We start from the raw sequence: 22446 nt of genomic DNA, 5'->3' as shown, positions 1-22446 counted from the left end.
TTATATTAGATGATATCATATTAACTCCAATAGGAAGTTAAATCCTTGGAAGTAGGAATTTTCTTAGTTTTGTTATTTGCGTTGTATGCCAGCATTTTACGAAGCGGTAACGGTAGGTGATATTATGAGATAAAGGATTTTGTATATGCATCATATGGATTATATAAAATCATATGCACTTTATGTACCTCTCTCTCAGTTTCTCTGATCATCCTCCGTCATTGTGTTCGTCAACTCGAAAAATCACTCAACTATCTGAGTGAAAAGTTTTTATCGAAAAAACTTTGCTGTTTGTCTTGCAAACAGATCTAGTCGAAAGGGGCTTCCATGGAAACAATGCTGAGTCTAATCACCCTTGCCAATCAGACACGCCAGCCCGTACGCTCAGTGGCAGACGAGGTCTTCGTCCCCATCCTTGAGCCCAGCGTAGTAATGGTGCACGAAGCGGTGACAGATACTACTCACTACGAGCGAGTGGACAATGACCTGCTGATTCATAATGACGAGCGTGTCATTCAACTGTCCCAGTTCTTCAAGGCGGATGCCCAGGGCCAGACAAGTGATCTGGTACTTGGCGATACACTTCAGACAGCCACCCACGTCACCTTTTCTCAAGCCCGGGACCAGGCGGCTGCAGCATCTGCCGATGAGGCCGTGGTACTGACGCCGCAACTGGCTGCACTTCCGGAAGCACTGGCCCAGACCCTGGCGAATGTCGGTGATGAAACGCTGGGTGAAGGGCAGGCGGACGTGCAAGTCTCCACCCTGCAGGCCGAAGCCCCCGTACTGCTGGCCGACGAGGCCCCGAGCCTGAGCATTGACGCACCCCTGGCGGGTGATGACGTCATCAGTGCCGCCGAATATGGCCAGGCCCTGGAAATTACCGGTACCTCCACTGGTCTGCAGACGGATGATGTGGTGCTGGTGGTGCTGAATGGCAAGACCTACTCCACCGCCGTGGAAGCGGACGGTAGCTGGAAGGTGGTGGTACTGGCTGAAGACATGATCGCGGTGCCGGCTGGCGTGGCCAGTATTGCCGCCAGCGTTACGAGTGCCAGCGGTGCAGTGGTGCAGGATAGTCATTCAGTCTTCGTCATTACCGGTGGGGTGCAGGTCACGATCGATGAACTGGCTGGCGATGGCCTGCTCAACGCCGCCGAAGCTCAGATGCCGTTGAGCGTGACCGGTTCGGTGAACAACGCCTCGGCAGGCGATGAAGTGGTGGTCAGCGTACTGGACCGCGAGTATACCGGCGTGGTCGATGCCCAGGGCCAGTGGAGCGTGGATGTCCCGGCCGATATCTGGCAGCGCCTGACCGACGGCGACATCAGCGTGACCGCTACGGTGACCAACGCTGGCGGCAACAGTGGCAGTGCCACGCGCGAGATGACACTGGACACGCAGATACCGAGCGTGGCCATCAACACCCTGTCTGAAGACGACATCGTCAATGCCGTTGAACATGGCCAGGCCCTGGAAGTTTCCGGCACGACCACCGGCCTGCAGGGCGGTGAGGTGATCAGCGTCGAGCTGGATGGCCAGACCTACACCTCCACCGTAAGCGCCTCTGGCGAGTGGTCCGTCGTGGTCCGTGCCGGTGATGTGGCCGCACTGAGCGATGGCGAGCACACGCTGACCGCCACGGTCGAGAGCCATGCCGGCAACCCGGCCAGCGGCGAGCACACCATGGTGGTCAACACCGTGACACCGACGGTGACGATCAACAGCCCGCTGGCCGGTGACGGCGTTATCGATGCGACTGAACTGTCCCAGTCACTGGAAGTCAGTGGTACCTCGACCGGGCTGGACGAAGGCTCCATCGTCACGATCGCCATCGGTGAGCACATCTATACCACCGAGGTCGAAGCCGATGGCAGCTGGTTCCTGGGGCTTTCGCGCCTTGAAGTGTCGACGTTCGATGACGGCCTGAAAATTGTCTCAGTGAGCGCCACTAACCCGATCGGCAACACCGGTGAGGCGACCGACTTCGTGGTGGTGAACTCCGAGCAGGGCGCCAACTTCGTGGTGATCGACCCGATCACCGGCGATGACCAGATCAATGCCGCGGAGGCCGCGAGCGAACTGGCGATTACCGGCAGCGCGGCACAGGCCCCGGCAGGTGCGGTGGTCACCGTGAGCATCGGTGACCAGCAGTACACAGGATACGTGGCTGCTGATGGCACCTGGTCGGTGCCGGTCTCTGCCGATGCCTGGGCCAACCTGGCCGATGGCAATGTCACGGTTAGCGCGGAAGTTTCCAGTGCAGGCAGTTCCGGCAGCGCCACCCGCGATGTGCTGTTGGATACCGAAGCCCCGACCCTGAGTCTGAACCCGCTGGCCGGGGACGACATCATCAATGCCGCCGAACAGCAGCAGGCCCTGGAAGTCAGCGGCACCACTACAGGTCTGACTGGCGGCGAAGTGGTCACGGTCGAGCTGAATGGCAAGAGCTACACCACGACCGTGGATGCGGATGGTAACTGGGAACTGTATATCGGCGCGAAGGATGTCATGGCCCTGGCGGATGGTGAGCACACCGTGGCCGTCAGCGTAAGCGACAAGGCGGGTAACCCGGCGAATGTCGAGCGTGATGTCAGCGTGGAAGGCCTGGTGCCGGTGACTACTATCACCATCGATAGCTTCACCGATGATGTTGGCCCGGTTCAGGGAGATATGCCCAGCGGCTCGGTCACAGACGATACCCTGGTCACATTGAACGGCTCGCTGGATGCGCCGCTGCAGGATGGCCAGCGAGTGGAGGTCGTTTATTACAATGATGCTGTTGGTGGCGATAAGGCCAAGACGGGCTATGCGATAGTCGACGGTACCTCCTGGACCTTCGAGCTGCCGTTGGCATTGGATGAAACAGGGCAATACGGGAAGTACAGTGTAGCCGCTTCGGTTGTTGACGCAGCGAGTGCCGCTGTAGCGACGGTTGATCAGGTATTCAACCTGACCTACGACCCGAATGCCGATACTGGCCCGCAAGCGGCTGCTATCACCATCGACAGCTTCACTGATGATGTCGGAGTCATGACAGGTGATATGCCAAATGGTGCGTCGACCGATGATGATCGAGTAGCACTGAATGGCTCATTGGACGAGGTATTGAGATCAGGAGATGAGATACATATTTACCGTAATGGCGAATATCTTGGCAAAGCCCTGGCTAGTGGTCTGACGTGGAGTTATGCAGTGCCGACCCTGCAAGAGGGTACACACGTATTCAGTGCCGAAATTGTGAGCGCGGGAAGTAATGTGTCCCGCAGCAATGATTTTGCGATGACGCTGTCGCTCGGTGATATTCCTCATGCCATAGTGGACTTCACCGGATTTGGTCCTCTGCCAAAGGTGAATGGCTCGCTGAATGAAGCGCTGAATAGCAATGAAACGTTGTACGTTACCTTGGACGGTCGCACCTATAGCAGCAAGAACGGAGAAGTGGAGCTGAATGGTGAGCGTTGGCACTTGCAACTGCCGGCTGGAGCAGAACTGGCACTAGGCAATTATGCCGTACAAACAAAGGTGGTTGATGAGTCCCTTGGTACTGTGCGCTATGGTAGTGGGGAAGTGCATATTGCCAGCCCTTGGGTGGAAACGCCTGACCCGGATATCTCGGGGGCCATGCAGTTCACCCATTACTTACGTGAGGATCTCACGACCGATAATGATAACACCCTGGGTATGAACTTAGCGTTGAGTGGTGATGGTGCCTGGCGGATGACGACTCAGCAGCAAGTCTTCACCCAGCAGGGTATGGATCGTAATGACTATTCACAAACCCAGATTCATTCTGATGCCGATGTACGATACGCCAGTGGAGATATTGACCGTGACGGGGATATGGACTTGGTTTCCGTTCGTGATCAAGGTGATTACTCTAACTTATGGAAAAACAATGGAGATGGAACTTATACCAGTGAAATAATTTCCCCTTGGGTACAAGGCCAAAAAGGTACATTTGGTGGTATAGTGGCTCTGGACTTTACCGGTGATGGCTATGTCGACTTTGCACGGGCTGCAAATGGTCAGCTTTCAACAACAGCATTTATGAGAAATAATAAAGATGGTACTTTTACTGAGGTAAGTGCAAATAATCTCATAGATGATGATTACCAAATATATGACAATTCCATGATTGTTGGTCTTTCTGACTATAATAATGATGGGGCTGTTGATCTTATTGGACGTATTGGTAAAAATACTAATTCATATTCTTCACTTGGGGTTATGAATAATAATGCAGATAATACTTTTACACGGGTCAATCTGCTTGATAAATTCTTTAATTCAGCAGGCTCGGATAGAGAAGACTCATCGGCTGATGGATGGTCTATTGTTGTCTCGGACTACAATAATGACGGAAATCTAGATGCATGGACATCAAGAAGCACCTTTGGCAGTGACGATCCAGCATTAGCGTTAAATAACGGTGACGGGACGTTCTCTGATGGGTATAAGTTCGTAGATTTGGGTGGCTATGAGAATGATGAAGAGTCCAGGTCTTATTCGTATTCTACCATCGCATTGGGCTTGGATTGGGATATGGATGGTGATGTGGACATCGCTCAGATGGGAGATGGCCAGCATGATAAGACCAGAGCTACTCTATCGCTGAATAATGGTGATGGCCTTTCCTGGACCAAGGCTGATATCGATACCTTGACTTATGATGAAGGCCGTGTTTTGGAAGGAGCTACGGTTGTCGATTATGACTGGGATGGGCGTCAGGATATTCTCAGTATCGATACCGATGGCCATTGGTGGTCAGATATGAATACCAATGAGCTGGATCGTGATACTTATATAGTTCTGCGTATTGTTGATCAGGAAGGCTTCAATGTGTTTTATGGCAATACGGTCAATTTATATGACAGTTCCGGTAATCGGGTGGCCACCCAGCAGGTCAATCCGTCGACAGGCTTGAGTACTTTCTCTACCGGGTTGGTGTACTTCTATAACCTCGATCCCAACGAGACCTATAGTGCGGAGCTGGTGCGCATCAAGGATGGGGTACGCAGCGATGTCAATGCCACGGTCAACCAGAGCTGGAGTGGCTTGAGTCCGACGGAAGGTGAGTTCACCAATTATATGCTGACCGCTGAGCGGGATGGTGAGAGCCACGATGGCACCTTTGTGGGGACAGGCTATAACGATATCTTTACCGCCACGGCAGGCAATGATGTCTATGATGGTGCTGGTGGTTGGGAAAACACGGTAGGTGGCGCCCGTTGGTCGGATATTGGAGGGGGTGACCGCATCGACTTCGGTGCGGCTACTGCCGGAGTTAGTCTGAATTTGTCCAGTACGGTGGCTCAGAACACCGGTTTCAATATCGTGACCCTGAAAGATATCGAGTCGTTCTCCGGCGGTAACGGGAATGATGTAGTGATCGGTTCTGCTGCCAATAATCGTCTCGAGGGGCGTGGTGGCGACGATATCTTCGTTATCAGCAATGGTGGTAATGACTCGGTAGTGTTCAATGTGCTGGATGCTGCTAATGCTACAGGTGGTAATGGGGCTGACCGGGTGAGTGGTTTCACCCTAGGCAACTGGGGCAATACGCTGGATGCTGATCGTATCGATCTTAGCGATCTGCTTGCCGATAGTCGTTACTATGGCGCAGCAACCGCTACTGGTAATGTTCTGGATGCGGAAACAGGGGATATCGCTGATTATCTCAGTGTCATGGTGAATGGTAGTGATACAGAAATTGCCATCGACCGTGATGGAACTGGTAGTGCCCATGAGATGACCACCTTGGTGGCCCTGTCTGGTGTGCAGACGGACCTGGCAACATTGTTGGCCAATCACCAACTGATCGTCAATTAAGGTGAATAATCAGAGCGGTACAAGGCATCGAGCTGACGTGGAGCATGCTCTTCGCTAGCGATAAACAGTAGGGTGAACGCCGGGCCACATGGCTCGGCGTTTTTTCAATGTCACATCAAGAATTGATTAGCATAGAGCGGAGACGAAACTAATAGAAACGAAACATGAAATAAGAATTTACTGACTATCAAATAGGGCGAGTCCTACAGGCTGGGTGACCCTGCATCAATATGCTGTTACCTCATTGCAAATGGAGATAGTGTCTCTCCGCTTCAAATATTGAGTAAGAACCTGAAGATAGTCATACGGTTAGACTAAGAATTCGCGAGTGCCAGGCTTATTCATCACGCACACTAATCACTAAGGGAAAAGGTAGAGCATCATGTCGTTGAATGAGTTGTTGGCCAAGGCATTACCCCTAGTAAAAGACAATATAGAAGCTCTGAAAATCCCTATGCCCTCGTACACTATTTTTATCTCCATGAGTGATGGAAAGAATAGAGCAAGCATCGTCAATGCTTCAGCAGATACCTTCCATAAGGCGTGGGGGAAAGCTGTTTTCAAATGCCGAAGGCAAGCGGAGAAAGATAGACTACAGACTGGATGGCTAAGAATTGACTGGGTGAGGTCTGCTGAGAAAATTTCCTGGAAAGAACTGGATACTCGGTTAAAGAAAGTCAAACGCAATTATTTTCGCCATGGCCTGGCGTTGGACAGTGGTTTCCATAAAGTGTTTTTAGAACAGGAAATCAATGCCAACGCCATGCTATATGGCGGTAATCAGATTTCTCATTCAGTAATCAACAAGAAAAACTTCGAGATATATGCCAGAAAAAGGTACAAGGACTATGTGCCAAACTTTTCTGATGATGTGTATGTGCTGGATACGCAAGGGGTGTTTTGTTCTGTAGATGAATCGCCTCGACTGCTTTTTCCTGCAGGAAAAAATGCGGGAAGGCGCATGGAGCCCATGGATCCACAGGCTATATACGGTCTGATTCAGAGGAGCAGTCATTATCTTTCTACGCAAGTGCAATCCAGTGGGCAGTTTTACTATGGTTGGCACCCATGCTTCGACAGGCCTATCAATGCCTACAACACCTTGCGGCATGCCAGTACCACCTATTCCATGCTGGAAGCGTGGGAGGTCACTCGAGACGAAACGCTCAAGGCATCCATAGACCGCTCACTCAACTATCTCACTGGGACTCTAATCCAGAATGCATCCTTGCATAATGGCGACGAGGCGGCATTTCTCGTCGACCAGGGTGGCGAAGTGAAACTAGGTGGCAATGCTGTCTGCCTGCTGGCCTTGGCCAAGTATACGGAACTGACGGGCGATGAGGCTTACCTTGGGCTGATCGAGCGCCTGGCTCTGGGTATCCGGTTTATGCAAGACCCTGATACAGGAGCTTTTATCCACGTCCTTAATTACCCCGATCTAAGTATCAAGGAGAGGTTCCGTATCATCTATTACGAGGGGGAGGCGGCATTTGGCCTGATGAGAGCCTATGGCTTGACCAAGGACCCACGCTGGATCGAGATAGTAGAAAAAGCCTTCAACCACTTTATCGCCAATGATACCTGGAAGGCTCATGATCACTGGCTGAGCTATTGTGTCAATGAATTGACAAGGTACAGGCCGGAAGAGAAATATTACCGCTTTGGTATCCAGAATGTGGCTGGCTATCTGGATTTCATGATGAATCGTATTACCACTTTTCCGACGCTTCTTGAGCTTATGATGGCGGCAGAAAAGATGATCTGCAGAATTCAGGAGAATGATACTCATAGGCACCTTCTTGATCAGTTGGATATCGACAAGTTCTATCGCGCTCTTGAGACTCGTGCGGAGTATCTTCTCAATGGTCATTTCTGGCCGGAATATGCCATGTATTTCAAGAACCCAGAGAGAATTTTGGGAAGTTTCTATATTCGTCATCATGCCTTCAGGGTGCGAATTGATGATGTGGAACACTATCTTTCCGGGTTTGTGGCGTATTTAGGATTTCTGGAAAAGAAATAGAGAGATATGGCAACTACTCACTGACTATGTAGATTGGCAGCTCATATATGAAAGAATTTTTATACTTAAGTGATTTAGCTGATAAGTAGTTTAAATATTAGACAATTAATTGTTACTGGATATATTCAAAAAATAGCATATGGTCAGTTCGCTGAAGCACCATTTTTTGTCGTAGATCTGGATCCGGTGATTTATCACAACACTGACATGTTATAACCAAGGCGTCTAGATAGATTCCTTTGGTAGCGCCTCTTCCAGAGTCAGCCATAAGCCTACTCTGGAAGAGGTGTTTTTATTGGATGAAGAGTTACCAGGCTATGATGATTGTGCCAATTACTCTCGTGTGTGGGAAATTCCTTACAAAAGTATATGAATGCACTCTAGTAATTTGTCTTTTGTGCGTAATTGTATGGCGCTTGTGCGATAGCGAATAAGAATTCCCCTACTTGACACAGAGATTCTTCTTAATCCCGTCTATTTCTCCTTATGCAAGACTCAAGGAGGAAAATAGCTTGACTCAGTACTTGACCCTTGTCATGGCTCATAAAAGTTCAAGTATTTTCTTTGTTAACGACAATGAGGTTATCCAGGTGAATGATGTTGATAAAGGCTATTGAAAAATAGTCTTTTATAGTCCTTTTGTTCATCGTTTTTGTTTCAAGGAAGAATATGACCATGAAAAGAATCATTGAAACCATTTCACGAGAAGAGCACGTTCATCAGTCATTCAAACAAGGTGATAGTGCCAATATTACCCTGAATATCGCAGAGTCCAGTGTCGTGCTGGTGCAGGGTAACACTCAGGATGTCCTGCGTTATGAACGCATGGGAAATGACCTGATTATCCATATGAAGGATGGAAGCACGATTCGTTGCACCCAGTTCTTTGAAAAGGATGCGGAAGGCAATCACAGTGAACTGGTTTTTGGCGAGCCTGGCGAGGACGGCCAAGCGGTGCAGCATGTCATCTTTGATGATGCGGCAATGACAGATCAGCTTGCCCAGGGCGAAGTGATCGAGTTGGCGGCCAACGTAGAACCTTTGACGACAGGCATTGAGCCGTTGCTGTACGGCGATGTCGATGGCGGTGCCCTGATCCCTTTGATCGGCGCTGGTCTGGCAGTGACTTTGCTTGGACTCGCCGCCAGTGCTGGCCATGGTGGTAGCAGCAAGGGCGGTAGCGACGATGATAATGATGGTGGCGGAAACGATCCCGCTGTTGTGGTCAATCCGATAACCGGCGATGACATCATCACTGATGACGACGCAGCTGGTGGTGTGACCATTGATGGCACCTCTACCCCCGGTTCAGATGTTGTCGTGGTGATCGATGGCAAGGAATTCCCGACCATCGCCGATGGCGATGGCAGCTGGGCGGTAGATATTCCCGAAGAAGCCCTGGATGGGGCAGGCGGTGACGACAGCATCACCGTGATCGTTACCGATCCAGAGGGCGGAACAACAGAAATAGATCACCCGGTCATCATCGGTACTGATGATGTGCCGATCACGGTTAACCCGATTACCGGTGACGACATTATTACTGATGAAGAAGCGGCCAATGGCGTGACCATTGATGGCACGACGACCCCGGATTCAGAGGTGGTCGTATTGATCGATGGCAAGGAATACCCGACCACCGCCGATGACGATGGCAACTGGGCGGTAGGTATTCCCGAAGAAACCCTGGATGGAGCCGGTGGTGACGACAGCATCACGGTGATCGTCACTGAACCGGATGGCGACACTGCGGCAATTGACTACCCGGTCATCATCGGCACTGATGATGTGCCGATCACGGTTAACCCGATTACCGGTGACGACATCATCACTGATGAAGAAGCTGCCAATGGCGTGACCATCGATGGCACGACGACCCCGGATTCAGAGGTGGTCGTAGTGATCGATGGCAAGGAATACCCGACGACTGCTGATGGTGATGGCAATTGGGCGGTGGATATTCCTGCAGAGACCCTGGATGGAGCCGGCGGTGACGACAGCATCACCGTGGTGGTCACCGATCCAGACGGCAATACGACAGAGATAGATCATCCCGTCATCATTGGTACCGATGATGTGCCGATCACGGTTAATCCGATTACCGGTGATGACATCATCACTGATGAAGAAGCCGCCAATGGGGTGACCATTGATGGCACAACGACCCCGAATGCAGAGGTGGTCGTAGTGATCGATGGTAAGGAATACCCGACGACTGCTGATGGCGATGGCAATTGGGCGGTGGATATTCCTGAAGAAACTCTGGACGGGGCTAACGGTGAAGACAGCATCACCGTGGTCGTCACTGAACCAGACGGCGACACTGCGGCAATTGACTACCCAGTCACTATCGACACGGATGATACCGACGCCGATGCGGATGCTGACGCCGACGCCGACGCCGACGCCGACGCCGACGCCGACGCCGACGCCGATGCGGATGCTGACGCCGATGCGGATGCTGACGCCGATGCCGATGCCGATGCCGATGCCGACGCCGATGCGGATGCTGACGCCGATGCGGATGCTGACGCCGATGCCGATGCCGATGCCGATGCTGACGCTGACGCTGACGCGGACACTGTGCCAATCACAGTTAATCCGGTTACCGGGGATGACATTATCACCGGCGAAGAAGCCACTGGTGGCGTGACGATTGATGGGACTACCACGCCGGGGTCTGATGTTGTGGTGAAGGTTGGTGATGAGGAGTTCCCTGCCAAGGCTGACGACAAGGGCAATTGGTCAGCGGATATTCCAGCCGAGGCCTGGGCCAAGGAAAACGATGGCAATGTCACCGTAGAGGTGACTGAGCCGGATGGCAGTACTGGTGTGATCGATCACCCGGTCACCGTGGGTGTGGACGATGTGCCAATCACCGTCAACCCTGTTACCGGAGACGATGTCATCATTGGTGATGAGGTCACCGATGGCGTGGTGATTGATGGCACAACGACCCCAGGTGCCGAGGTGGTGGTTGTAGTCGATGGCAAGAAGTTTCCGACCACAGCTGATAAGGAAGGTAACTGGGCCGTCGATATCCCTCAATACGTGATGGATGGGGCGAACGGGGAAGAGAGCATCACCGTCGTAGTTACCGAGCCTGATGGCGACACAGCGGCGATTGATCACCCTGTCCTTATCGTGACTGGAGGTATACCGTTCGTGAACCCAGTCACGGGGGATGATATTGTCAAAGCAGATGAAGCTGCAGCGGGCGTTACCATTGACGGCATCGCTGAACCGGGCTCCAAGATAGAGGTCACTCTAGGTAGTGAACAGTTCAATACCACTGCCGGCCAGGATGGTCGTTGGGCTATAGATGTTCCCACTGAAGCATGGAACGGCCTTGATGATGCAACCAGTGTTACGGTAGTGGCGACTGATAGTGTTGGCAATGTCGACTCGGTTGAACATCCGATCTCCGTGGTTCCGGTTACTATCTATCCTGTCACAGGTGACGATGTTATTGATGCGGCTGAAGAAGCCGCGGACATCACCATTGACGGTACTGCCTTGGCTGGTTCCGAACTGGTAGTGACAGTAAATGGTGAGAAGTATACTACGACCTCTGATGAAAGCGGCCACTGGGCGGTAAACGTTCCCTCCGAAGCCTGGAATGGTCTCGACGGTGCGACCAAGGTCACTGCTGTGGCGACCGACACAGCGGGTAGTGCTCATAGTGTAGATCGCACCGTGATACTGGACGATCCCGGGGCAACCTCGATCAGTATTGATACATTCACCGATAATGTCGGACCGGAAGTCGGTAAAATGCCCAGTGGTTCAGAGACCGATGACAAGACAATCACGTTGCATGGTACTCTGGATGCTCCGCTGAACGAGGGGTACGAGATACAGGTGATATGCCGAAAAGTGCCCGGTACGGAACACTATATCGGTAATGCCAAGGTCGATGGTACTTCATGGTCTATGAGCTTGCCCGCATCACTAGCTGATGGCGACTATGAATTCTCCGCGCGTATCAAACATGTTGAAAGCGATACGAGCGCGATTGTCAGCAATGACTTTATGGTGACGGTCGATGCCAACCATGATGGTAATCCTGAAATGGGTGATGTTCAGCAATACGCAGAAGTAGAATTTACCGGATTTGGTGCGTTGCCAAACGTTATAGGTTCATTGAGTGCTCCTCTAGATGGTGATGATGTGTTGTTCGTCACCCTAAATGGACGGACATACAGTAATCTCCGCGGTGAAGTGGTAGTGGACGGAGAGCGTTGGTCGCTGCAATTACCCGCTGGCGAGGAACTGGCTCTTGGTAATTATGCTGTACAGACCAAGATAGTGGATGCCTTCGAAGGCACCACGCATTATGGTAGCGGGGAAGTGCATATCGCTAGCCCCTGGGCGGAAACACCTGACTCGGATATCTCGGGGGCCATGCAGTTCACCCATTATGTACACGAAGATATCACGACGGATAACAATAAAACCCTGGGCATGAGCCTGGCACTGAGTGAAGACGGTACTTGGCGGATGACGACCCAACAGCAAGTCTTTACCCAGCAAGGTGCGGATCGTAATGACTATGCCCAGTCCAGTATCATCGCTGATGCGGATGTGCGTTATGCCAGCGGGGACATTGACCGTGATGGGGATATGGACCTGGTATCCGTACGCGACCAAGGCGACTATTCAAACCTGTGGAAGGGCAACGGCGATGGGACCTACAGTGTGGAAGCCATATTACCTTTCTGGAAGCAGGGATCAAGCAAGACTTATGGAGGTATAGTAGCACTGGACATGACTGGTGATGGTTATGTCGATTTTGCACGTGCTGGAGATGGTCTGATTTCCACCACTGCCTTCATGAGGAATAATAAAGATGGCACTTTTACCGAGGTAAGTGCAAATAATAAAACGGATGATGATTATCAAATATATGACCATGCGCTAGTTGCGGGAGTTGTTGATTATAATAATGATGGAGCTGTGGATATTATCGGCCGTATTAATGAAAATGGCTCTGGCTATAGTGATCTTCAGGTCTTGGAGAATAAGTCTGATAATACATTTGAAAGAGTTAGCTTGATCGATAAGTTCTTCTCGTCCTCTGGTTCAAATGGAGGGACTTCTTCAGATGGTACATGGGCTATACTTACTGCTGATTATAATAATGATGGACAGCTGGACGCATGGACATCAAGAAGTAACTTTGGCAGTGACGATCCAGCATTAGCGTTAAATAATGGCGACGGGACGTTCTCTGACGGGTATAAGTTCGTAGATTTGGGGGGCTACGAGAATGATGAAGGGTCCAGGGCTTATTCGTATTCCAGCATCGCGTTGGGCTTGGATTGGGACATGGATGGTGATGTTGATATCGCTCAGATGGGGGATGGTAAGCATGATAAGACTAGAGCAACCCTATCTCTCAATGATGGCGATGGCCTTTCTTGGACCAAGGCCGATATCGATACCCTGACTTATGATGAAGGTCGTATCGTAGAAGGATCAACGGTTGTTGACTATGATTGGGATGGTCGTCAGGACATTCTGAGTATCGATACTGATGGCCATTGGTGGTCTGATATGAATACCAATGAGCTGGATCGCGATACTTACATAGCTCTGCGCATTGTTGATCAGGAAGGTTTCAATGTGTTTTATGGCAATACGGTCAACCTGTATGACAGTTCCGGTAATCGTGTGGCCACTCAGCAGATCAATCCGTCGACAGGCTTGAGTACCTTCTCTACGGGGCTGGTGTATTTCTATGGTCTGGATCCTAACGAAACCTACAGTGCAGAGCTGATACGCATCCAAGATGGCGTGCGTAGTGATGTCGATGCCTCGGTCAACCAGAGCTGGAGTGGTTTGAGTCCGGCGGAAGGTGAGTTCACCAACTATGTGCTGACTGCTGAGCGGGGTGGTGAAAGCCATGATGGATCCTTCGTTGGTACAGGCTACAACGATATCTTTACCGCCACGGCAGGCAATGATGTCTACGATGGTGCGGGTGGTTGGGAAAATACAATTGATGGTGCAAAGTGGTCAGATATTGGTGGCGATGACCGCATTGACTTTGGCGTAGCCGTGACAGGTGTAACACTGGATCTCTCCAGTGACGAAGCCCAGGACACGGGTTTCAATACATCGACCCTGAAGGACATCGAGTCGTTCTCAGGTGGTAGCGGGAATGATGTGGTGACGGGGTCTGTAGCCAATAACCGCTTGGAGGGTCGCGGTGGCGACGATACCTTCATTATCAGCAATGGCGGTAATGACTCCGTGGTGTTCCGCATGTTGGATGCTGCTGATGCTACCGGTGGTAATGGAGCTGATCGAGTCAGTGGTTTCACTCTCGGCAGTTGGGGCAATACTGCTGATGCGGATCGCATTGACCTCAGTGACCTGCTGTCTGGGAGTGCATACTATGGCTCAGCAAGTGCCAGTAATGGTGTGCTGGATCCAGAGGCGGGGGATATTGAGGATTACCTGAAAGTGACCGTGCAGGGCAGTGACACGGAAATTGCCATCGACCTGGATGGTTCTGGAATTGCCCATGAGATGACCACTATCGTTACCCTGTCTGGTGTGCAAACGGACCTAGCCACGCTGCTGGCCAATCACCAGTTGGTGGTCAGTTGATGCTCCATTGCTGAAAGCAGGTACTGTCACCTGGCGGGGGGTATCATGTTCCCCGCCAGGGAGGCTCTGATCGTGTTGTTTCCTTGAAGAGTTTTTGGGCTGCCTCGGCGGCCCTTTTTTGATGGCTGAAAAACGGAGGGTTGTTTTCTGTTGGGTGAAAATTATGTGAATTCAATTGATTAGCGTGCGCAAATAGGAACTGTTAGCAAAAAGGTTGTTATCGCTATGGGAATCATTTACATTCTCTATCGAAAGGGAAGCATGAGCCGAAGGCGCACCTCTCGGCATGAACAATAGGGTGCTTCCAGAGAATGAGGTTGAGTCTTATGTATGTATGCCTATGCAAAGGGATCAGTGACCGCCACCTCCGCCAGAGTGTCGAGGATGGTTCACACAGCTGGCGTCAGGTCCAGCGCGAAACCGGCTGCGGAACGCAGTGCGGGAAGTGCGCTTGTGTAGGCAAGCAGATCGTACGTGAGGCCATTCATGAGAAGCTTAGCCAGGAGGTACAGCACCTGGCGTATGCAGTGTGATCCACCATAGTGGGAACGGTTGTAAAAAGGCATCTGAGTTGGCAATCACTATCGTTTACTTTGCCTTTTTCAACTAATTGATTTAATTGAATTTTTATATTTCCGGCCTATACTGGCTCTTAAAGGAGCTGGTAAGGCCGGTTTTGTCGTGCCAGCTTGTTGTCGTAGGACGAGGTGCTTTCCTAATTAGGGCCGGCCTCGGACGCGCCATTGCAACGAGGAGAGGCACAATGAAGGGCGATCCTAAAGTCATCGAACATTTGAACACTGTGCTCGGGAATGAGCTGGTGGCCATCAATCAGTACTTTCTGCATGCCAAGATGTACAAGGATTGGGGCCTGGCTCGTCTGGCCAAGTGGGAGTACGACGAATCCATCGAGGAAATGAAGCATGCCGATGTGTTGATCGAGCGTATCCTGTTTCTCGAAGGTATTCCCAACCTGCAGGATCTCGGCAAGCTGCACATTGGCGAGAACACCAAGGAAATGCTCGAGAGTGACCTGACAATCGAGCACCAGGGGCGCAATGACCTGATCGAGGCTATTGCCTACTGCGAGCAGATCAAGGATTACGTCAGCCGCGACCTGTTCCGCCAGATCCTTGATGATGAAGAAGAGCATATCGACATCATCGAAACCGAGCTTGGCCTGATCGACAAGGTTGGCTTGCAGAATTACCTGCAGAAGCAGATGCATGAAGCGGGTGGCGAGTGATCCGCTGACAGCTTCTTTGTTGCTGCAATATAAAAATGGGGAGGCCGATGGCCTTCCCATTTTTTATGCTTGGATTGTCTATCCTACAGGTAGTGCTTCGGCCATCTCCGCTGAAGGTCGTTTACCTCGCTTCGCTGAAGGCTCTTTATTTTACTTAGCTAAAGGCTCTTTATTTCACTTAGCTGAAGGCTCTTTCCAGCGCAAAACGGGGGACCCGCTGGCCATTCTTCTCGACGCTTTCCTGAAACATGTCCAAGGGCCTGACCCACAGGCCGTAGTCGCCATACAAGGCGCGGTAGACGACGAGTGGTTCTTCGGTTTCACTATGCTGGGCAACACCCATGACTTCATAGAGCAGGCCCTTGTGGTGTCGATAGATACCGGGAACGAGGGAGGCTGTCATGGTAGGGGTTCCTTTCAAGTGTTTCGCGTCAGGCGAGCCAAGGCGCGAGCGGCTGCAGTGAAGCCGAAGGTGCCGGTGACAAAGGTGGCGGCGCCAAAGCCGCTTGCGCAATCCAGACGGGTTGAATCACCAGCACCGGGCTTGGTGTGGCAAACCTCGCCGTCGCTGCCGGGGTAGACCAGTTGTTCGTCGGAATAGACGCATTCCACGCCAAAGCGGCGCTTGGGATTGCGTGAAAAACCATGATTTCGGCGCAATTGGGAGCGTACCTTGGCCAGCAAGGGGTCATGCTCGGTACGGGTGAGGTCGGCAACTCGAATGCGGGTTGGGTCAGTCTGGCCGCCTGCTGCGCCGGTGACGGTGATCGGTAGCTTGCGTCTTTTGCACCAGGCGATGAGCGCGGCCTTGGCGGCGACACTATCAATGGCATCGATCAGATGATCGGCATCCTCGGGGATACGTTCGGCCAGATTGGTTGGCGTGGCAAAGGCGATGTCAGCGATCACCTCGATAGCGGGATGAATGGCACGGCAGCGTTCTGCCAGGACTTCCACCTTGGGGCGTCCTATGGTGCCGTCCAGAGCGTGCAATTGACGGTTGACGTTGGAGACGCAAACGTCATCCAGGTCGATCAATGTCAGTTTGCCGATACCAGAACGGGCCAGGGCCTCCACCGCCCAGCTACCGACGCCACCGACACCCACGACCACAACGTGAGCATCGGCCAGGCGTGCAGCTCCCGTGGCGCCATAGAGCCGCCGGATACCACCGAAGCGCAGGTCGTAGTCGCCCGCAGTCACACCATCGGAAGTGACATTCTCGGGGCCTGTAGCAGAAGGTGTGGTGAGCGAAACGTCATCGTTCATGGCGTCCTCGGTCATGAAATCATTGTCTCTATGGCGGCAGGGCGGGGTAGATGGGCATTCCAGCCAAAGCGGTCGAACAGCCGCGTCATGGTGTCATCCAATGGGCAGTCCAAAACCAGTCGGTGGCCTGTCATGGGATGCTGGAAGCGCAGCCCCACAGCGGCCAGCAACAGGCGAGGGCAGTCCAGTGCTTCGCGGAAGAAGCGATTATGATTGCCTTTGCCGTGCTTGGCATCGCCGATGATGGGATAGCCAATCCCCGCAAGGTGACGACGAATCTGATGACGTCGTCCTGTCAGAGGGTTCGCCACCATCAGTGAATAACGTGCCTGTGGATAACGGTCGACCTGTACGGGTAATTCTACGCTATCCAGGCGGCGTACCACGGTCGTGGCATCGAGTGCTGGCATCTCGGCCTTGGGCCGCGAGCCATCCTCTTCGCGCAGGGGCCGCTCGATGCATTGTTCTTCCGGGCCGATGCCTCGTACCACCGCCAGATAGCGCTTTTCCACAAGGCGTTCGCTGAAGGCTGTGTTGAGCCGGGCCGCCACTTCGCTACTCAGGGCGAAGACAATCACTCCTGATGTTGGACGATCCAGGCGGTGAACCGGATAGACCTTCTGGCCCAGCTGATCACGCAGGCGCTGGACAAGGAAGTCGCTTTCGGCGCCTGCCAAGGGACTGCGGTGAACCAGGAGCCCGGAGGGCTTGTGTACCGCGACCAGATGATCGTCCTGAAATAGGATGGGTAGGGACAAGGGGATGCTCTGTCAAAGAAGATGCTGGCACAAGGAGGCTTATTGTCTCCGCCATGGCGGCACCTGTCACCCTCGAAAAGCGCATCTGCTCGACCAGAGGTCTCGCAATTGTATGCTGTTGGTCTATGATGGGCGCCGCGAATCATTGCATGACGTTGTTTTTATCATCTGATTTTCATCATATTGCTTTTATCGTGACGATACCGGGGGACTGTGAATGGCGGGAGGGAACCAAGTCAGGCGCTGGTGGTGGGATTGGGCGCCGGTGCTCCGGGTATTGTCCTTGTTGTGGCTGGTCCTCGCGGTCTTCATGCTGGTGCCCTGGCTGGTGCTGCACTTCGAGGGCGATGCGGATACTCACGCCTTCGGACTCGCACTGGTGGTATTGCTGGTCACGGTAAGCCTGAGCTGGTGGTTGACCCGTGGCGTGCATATTGCGCTCAAGACGCAGCAGATGTTTGTGCTGACCACGCTGAGCTGGCTGTCGATCTGTGCTTTTGCCAGCCTTCCTCTGGTCTTCGGAGTGCCTGAGCTTGGTATCACGGATGCGTTCTTTGAGTCGGTGTCTGCGGTAACGACCACGGGCTCCACGGTACTCAGTGGGATCGAGCACCTGTCCGATGGCATCAAGCTATGGCGAGGGCTGATGCAGTGGATGGGGGGCATCGGCATCATCGTCATGGGGATTGCCATCCTGCCGTTCCTGAAAGTGGGGGGCATGCGTCTGTTTCAGACCGAGTCCTCCGACTGGTCAGATAAAGTCTTGCCACGCACCGGTGGTATTGCCCAGGCTTCGTTGGGCATTTATGTCGGGGTAACGCTGCTGGCCATGCTGTCTTACTGGCTTGGGGGAATGCAGCCTCTGGATGCCGTGGTGCATGCCATGACCTCGGTTGCCACCGGCGGCTTCGCTAACAGTGATGCCTCTTTCGGCGCGTATAGTGACCAACCTCACCTGATCTGGATGGGCACTTTGTTCATGCTTTGTGGCTCCTTGCCGTTCGTGCTTTATATCCGCTGCCTGCGTGGTTCTCCCAAGGCTCTGTGGCGTGATGAACAGGTGCGCGGCCTGCTGATTCTGCTGGTAGTGGTGGTACTGTGCATCACGTTGTATCGGGTCTCGCGTGGTGAAGCTCCCTTCATGTCCCTTACTCACACGGCTTTCAATGTGGTATCGGTGGTGACCACCACGGGTTATGCCAGCGATGACTATATGCAGTGGGGACCACTGGCGGTGATGGCTTTCTTCTACCTGACCTTTGTCGGTGGATGTAGTGGTTCGACAACGGGTGGAATGAAGATTTTCCGTTTTCAGATTTCGATGAAGATGCTGCTCAGTCAGCTGCGTTACTTGATCCATGCGCGTGGAGTCTTTGTTTCCCGCTTCAATGGGCTTCCCCTGTCCGATGATGTGGGCCGTGGCGTCGTGGCGTTTTCCTTCTTCTTCTTCCTGACGATTGCTGGACTGGCCATGGCCCTTGCTCTGCTCGGGCTTGATTACGTGACCGCCTTGAGCGGAGCTGCCACCGCTGTCGCCAATGTCGGCCCAGGCCTGGGAGATGTCATTGGGCCAGCGGGCAATTTCGGCACCTTGCCGGATGCGGCGAAATGGCTATTGAGCTTTGGCATGCTATTGGGGCGCCTGGAAATCTTGACCGTGCTGGTATTGCTGACGCCGATGTTCTGGCAGAAGTAACCGTTCTGGCAGAAATAACCGTTCAGGCAGAAGCTATTACCAAGGAAGGACAGCCTTGTTTCTGATGAATCAACCTTATCCTGTGCTTTGATGTGCAGGGGGGCTAGGTTTGAGGTATGTTGCAGGGCAACATGACAGTCGACATTGGTCGTCTCGCATGATGTGGCGAGATTCTGCACTCTGAGCTGATATCTGCCGGGAGCCCTGCGATGAAACTGTCACCCGCCTACCGTCTTGCCGCTACCATCCTGCATGGGTTTGATGAATATCGTTCACGCTTCAAGCTGATTACGCTGGATGCCAGAAGGCGCTTTCAAGAGGCCGCATGGAAAGAGGCTCAGCAGGCGTCCGCGGAACGTATCAACCTCTATCAGGAAAAAGTCGATGAAACGCTGGGCAAGCTCAGGCGCACCATCGACGGAGACTCTCTTACTCATTGCGAGTGCTGGCGAGAAGCCAAGCAGCATTATGCTGAGATGATCAGTCAGCGACTGGATTACGAGCTGGCTGAAACCTATTTCAACTCACTGTTCTGCTCGGTTTTCCATCATCGCCATATTCGCGACGACTGGATGTTCGTCTATTCTTCCCTGGATAGTGCGCCGCATCATTCCGGCATTGAACTATGTCACCATCGCAAGGCTGAAGGAGACTGGGAAGCTGCTGTGAAGGGCGTGCTGGTGGAGGCAGGGTTCGAGGTGCCATTCGTCGACCTGGACCTGTGCGCGCACTTGGCAGGGGAGTTTCTGTCCACCCATCTGCCGGTGGCGCTGCGTGACGCGGCAGACGCCGAAATCGAATGGCTCAAGAGCGTCTTCTATCGCAACAAAGGGGCCTATCTGGTCGGGCGCATTCTGGCTGGTGATACTCAGGTACCTCTGGTCTTGCCGATTCTCCACGATGAAGGCAAGGGCCTGAAGCTGGATACGGTGATTATCGAGCCTCAGGAAGTATCGATCATCTTCTCGTTCACCCGGGTGTATTTTCAGGTGGACGCGACTGTTCCGGGAGAGTTTGTCCGCTACCTGCAGGTGTTGATGCCGGACAAGCCGCTCAATGAGCTGTATGCCGCTATCGGTTTCTTCAAGCATGGTAAAAGCGAGTTCTTTCGTGAACTCAATCGCCAGGTTGCCAGGCGCGAGGATAAGTTCATCATTGCGCCAGGGGTACGCGGCATGGTCATGGCGGTGTTCATGCTGCCCTCCCACCGAACCGTGTTCAAGATCATCAAGGACCGCTTCGATCCGACCAAGGAAATGAGTCGCGAGAACGTGCGCGAGAAATATAGCCTGGTCAAGCGGCATGATCGGGTAGGGCGCATGGCAGATACCCAGGAGTTCACCTATCTGGTGTCACGGCGGGATCATTTCGATCCGGATTGTCTGGATGAGTTGTTGGCCGTGGCTCCATCCACGGTGAGGCTCAAGGATGACAAGGTGATCATCGAGCACTGTTATACCGAGCGCATGATGACGCCGCTGAATCTGTATCTCGAACAGTGTGATGTGGAGGAAACGCGCGCGGTACTCAAGGATTACGGTAATGCCATCAAGCAGATGGCTGCGGCCAATATCTTCCCGGGCGACATGCTGTTGAAGAACTTCGGTGTGACGCGTCATGGGAGAGTGATCTTCTACGATTACGATGAGGTCTGCTACCTGACCGAATGCAACTTCCGGCATATTCCCGAGGCGCTGTACCCTGAACAGGAAATGTCTGACGAGCCCTGGTACTCCGTGGGGCCCAATGACATTTTTCCCGAAGAGTTCGGCCCGTTCCTGTTTGCTGATATACGCTTGCGCAAGCTGTTCTACGAGCTGCATCCAGAGCTGTTTGACGCGGACTACTGGAAAGGGCTGCAGAATGCCATCGCCAGTGGCCAGGTCATTGATGTTTACCCCTACCGCAACAAGCAGCGTTTTGCGGAGGACCAAGGGGAACTGACGTATTAGGCTCTGTGCGAAAAGTGTCTGCGCTTGTTCATGCCGTGTTGAGCCGGAGCGTAGCGGAGACAACAGCCGAAGGGCGAGCGAAGCGAGTCAATCGGCCTTAGAAATGAGGGCGGAAGCATAAGGAACTTGGCGGTGAGTTGTCGGTGAGAGTGTTAGACTAGGCGCCCTTCGAATCACCGATCTGTGTACCCATGCCCGATTCCTCGTCTTCTGCGCCTGAGATGGCCGATAACTGTCCTCAGCATGTCGACCCCGCAACCGGGCATCCTCGTCCGCCACGGCGTGAGTTCAAGGCTCGTGGCAGCTTTGTCATTCGTTGTGAAGGGTGCAAGTTGCCGGAGCTGAACTGCCTGTGCCCCTATAAGGTCGAGGCGGAAAGTGGCGTGCAGGTGTGGCTGATCACTCACCCGCTGGAACATAACAAGCCAACCAATACGGGTCGTCTGATTGCCGATGTGCTGGCCCCGACGCGTGTCTTTACCTGGTATCGCACAGCGCCGGATGAAGTACTGCTGAGTCTGCTGACCGATGAGCGTTATGCTCCCTTTGTGGTGTTTCCCGACGACCAGCCGGACTACGCTCACCGTGTCGTTGATATCGAGGCAGTGAAGCATGAACGGAAGCAGCGTATTCCAGTGCTGATCCTGCTGGACGGTACCTGGCGTCAGGCGCGGCGAATCTTTCGCAAGAGTCCGTATCTCGACGGCTTGCCGGTATTGCCGCTACGTACCCAGCGACTGACACGCTACCGGCTGCGCAAGCCCGCTTCCGATGCGCATTTATGCACGGCTGAAGTCGCTGCCGAGTTGCTGCGTCAGGCCGGGGAAAGCGAGGCTGCCAATAGCCTGGATGACTATTTTGATGCCTTCAATCACAGCTATGCCTGCAGTCGTCGCTACGAAAAGATCGAAACACCCAGTCCCGCGATGAAGCGTTTGCTGGAAAAGCGCCACGCGCAGCAATGCGCTTCAGGTAGCCAAGCGTGATGGCGTAACAGCCAATGCGAGAAATAGCGAATGTGGGAAATAGCTAATGTGAGAGGCCGCTGATGT

General features: G+C 52.9%; 11 protein-coding genes. 8 read left to right on the top strand and 3 right to left on the bottom strand.

Annotation, left to right across the window (positions count from 1 at the left end):
- Positions 1-327 precede the first annotated feature (327 nt).
- The 5 genes from E4T21_RS18020 (at position 328) to bfr (ending at position 15719) form a co-directional block, all read left to right on the top strand.
- Positions 328-5832, top strand: a complete 5505-nt coding sequence (locus E4T21_RS18020; RefSeq protein ID WP_149286350.1) for an Ig-like domain-containing protein — start codon at positions 328-330, stop codon at positions 5830-5832.
- A 382-nt stretch (positions 5833-6214) separates the two neighbouring features.
- Entirely contained in the window at positions 6215-7858 is a 1644-nt protein-coding gene (locus E4T21_RS18015) for an AGE family epimerase/isomerase (protein WP_149286349.1), read from the top strand.
- Between the two features lie 675 nt (positions 7859-8533).
- A complete protein-coding gene (locus E4T21_RS18010; RefSeq protein ID WP_187775037.1) occupies positions 8534-14473 on the top strand; it encodes a BapA/Bap/LapF family prefix-like domain-containing protein in 5940 nt (1979 codons plus the stop codon).
- A gap of 311 nt (positions 14474-14784) precedes the next feature.
- Complete coding sequence (locus tag E4T21_RS18005) at positions 14785-15006, top strand: (2Fe-2S)-binding protein (protein ID WP_338036104.1); 222 nt, start codon at positions 14785-14787, stop codon at positions 15004-15006.
- A gap of 230 nt (positions 15007-15236) precedes the next feature.
- Positions 15237-15719 carry a bacterioferritin gene (gene bfr / locus E4T21_RS18000; RefSeq protein ID WP_149286346.1) on the top strand — a complete coding sequence of 161 codons (483 nt, stop codon included), beginning with the start codon at positions 15237-15239 and terminating at the stop codon, positions 15717-15719.
- 178 nt (positions 15720-15897) lie between these two features.
- On the opposite strand, the gene E4T21_RS17995 is transcribed toward bfr, so the two are convergent.
- Genes E4T21_RS17995 through E4T21_RS17985 form a run of 3 tightly spaced genes read right to left on the bottom strand, consistent with a single transcriptional unit; the run spans position 15898 to position 17752 of the window.
- Positions 15898-16122, bottom strand: a complete 225-nt coding sequence (locus E4T21_RS17995) for a DUF1653 domain-containing protein (protein WP_149286345.1) — start codon at positions 16120-16122, stop codon at positions 15898-15900.
- Between the two features lie 14 nt (positions 16123-16136).
- Positions 16137-17003 (bottom strand): tRNA cyclic N6-threonylcarbamoyladenosine(37) synthase TcdA, encoded by an 867-nt coding sequence (tcdA, locus tag E4T21_RS17990; RefSeq protein ID WP_149286344.1) that lies wholly within the window; start codon positions 17001-17003, stop codon positions 16137-16139.
- On the bottom strand, positions 17000-17752 hold the full coding sequence (locus E4T21_RS17985) for a pseudouridine synthase (protein ID WP_149286343.1): 753 nt from the start codon (positions 17750-17752) through the stop codon (positions 17000-17002). Before E4T21_RS17985 ends, tcdA begins: the two co-directional genes overlap by 4 nt.
- A 211-nt stretch (positions 17753-17963) precedes the next feature.
- Between E4T21_RS17985 and E4T21_RS17980 the strand changes: the two genes are divergently transcribed.
- The 3 genes from E4T21_RS17980 (at position 17964) to E4T21_RS17970 (ending at position 22380) form a co-directional block, all read left to right on the top strand.
- Positions 17964-19442, top strand: a complete 1479-nt coding sequence (locus tag E4T21_RS17980) for a TrkH family potassium uptake protein (protein WP_149286342.1) — start codon at positions 17964-17966, stop codon at positions 19440-19442.
- Positions 19443-19651: 209 nt separating this feature from the next.
- Complete coding sequence (aceK, locus tag E4T21_RS17975) at positions 19652-21394, top strand: bifunctional isocitrate dehydrogenase kinase/phosphatase (protein WP_149286341.1); 1743 nt, start codon at positions 19652-19654, stop codon at positions 21392-21394.
- A gap of 191 nt (positions 21395-21585) precedes the next feature.
- Positions 21586-22380, top strand: a complete 795-nt coding sequence (locus tag E4T21_RS17970) for a tRNA-uridine aminocarboxypropyltransferase (protein WP_149286340.1) — start codon at positions 21586-21588, stop codon at positions 22378-22380.
- Positions 22381-22446: the final 66 nt, after the last annotated feature.

This window comes from Halomonas binhaiensis, assembly GCF_008329985.2.
GTDB classification, from domain to species: Bacteria; Pseudomonadota; Gammaproteobacteria; order Pseudomonadales; family Halomonadaceae; genus Halomonas; species Halomonas binhaiensis.
Note: the sequence above shows the minus strand (reverse complement) of the source record. Positions and strands in the feature narration are given on the sequence as shown.

What these genes read in the sequence shown, in the direction of transcription:
- E4T21_RS18020 (WP_149286350.1), top strand. Translation starts at nt 328, where the DNA reads ATGGAAACAATGCTGAGTCTAATCACCCTTGCCAATCAGACACGCCAG.
- E4T21_RS17980 (WP_149286342.1), top strand. Translation starts at nt 17,964, where the DNA reads ATGGCGGGAGGGAACCAAGTCAGGCGCTGGTGGTGGGATTGGGCGCCG.
- E4T21_RS18010 (WP_187775037.1), top strand. Translation starts at nt 8,534, where the DNA reads ATGAAAAGAATCATTGAAACCATTTCACGAGAAGAGCACGTTCATCAG.
- E4T21_RS17995 (WP_149286345.1), bottom strand. Translation starts at nt 16,122, where the DNA reads ATGACAGCCTCCCTCGTTCCCGGTATCTATCGACACCACAAGGGCCTG.
- E4T21_RS17970 (WP_149286340.1), top strand. Translation starts at nt 21,586, where the DNA reads ATGCCCGATTCCTCGTCTTCTGCGCCTGAGATGGCCGATAACTGTCCT.
- E4T21_RS18005 (WP_338036104.1), top strand. Translation starts at nt 14,785, where the DNA reads ATGAGGTTGAGTCTTATGTATGTATGCCTATGCAAAGGGATCAGTGAC.
- bfr (WP_149286346.1), top strand. Translation starts at nt 15,237, where the DNA reads ATGAAGGGCGATCCTAAAGTCATCGAACATTTGAACACTGTGCTCGGG.
- E4T21_RS18015 (WP_149286349.1), top strand. Translation starts at nt 6,215, where the DNA reads ATGTCGTTGAATGAGTTGTTGGCCAAGGCATTACCCCTAGTAAAAGAC.
- aceK (WP_149286341.1), top strand. Translation starts at nt 19,652, where the DNA reads ATGAAACTGTCACCCGCCTACCGTCTTGCCGCTACCATCCTGCATGGG.
- tcdA (WP_149286344.1), bottom strand. Translation starts at nt 17,003, where the DNA reads ATGACCGAGGACGCCATGAACGATGACGTTTCGCTCACCACACCTTCT.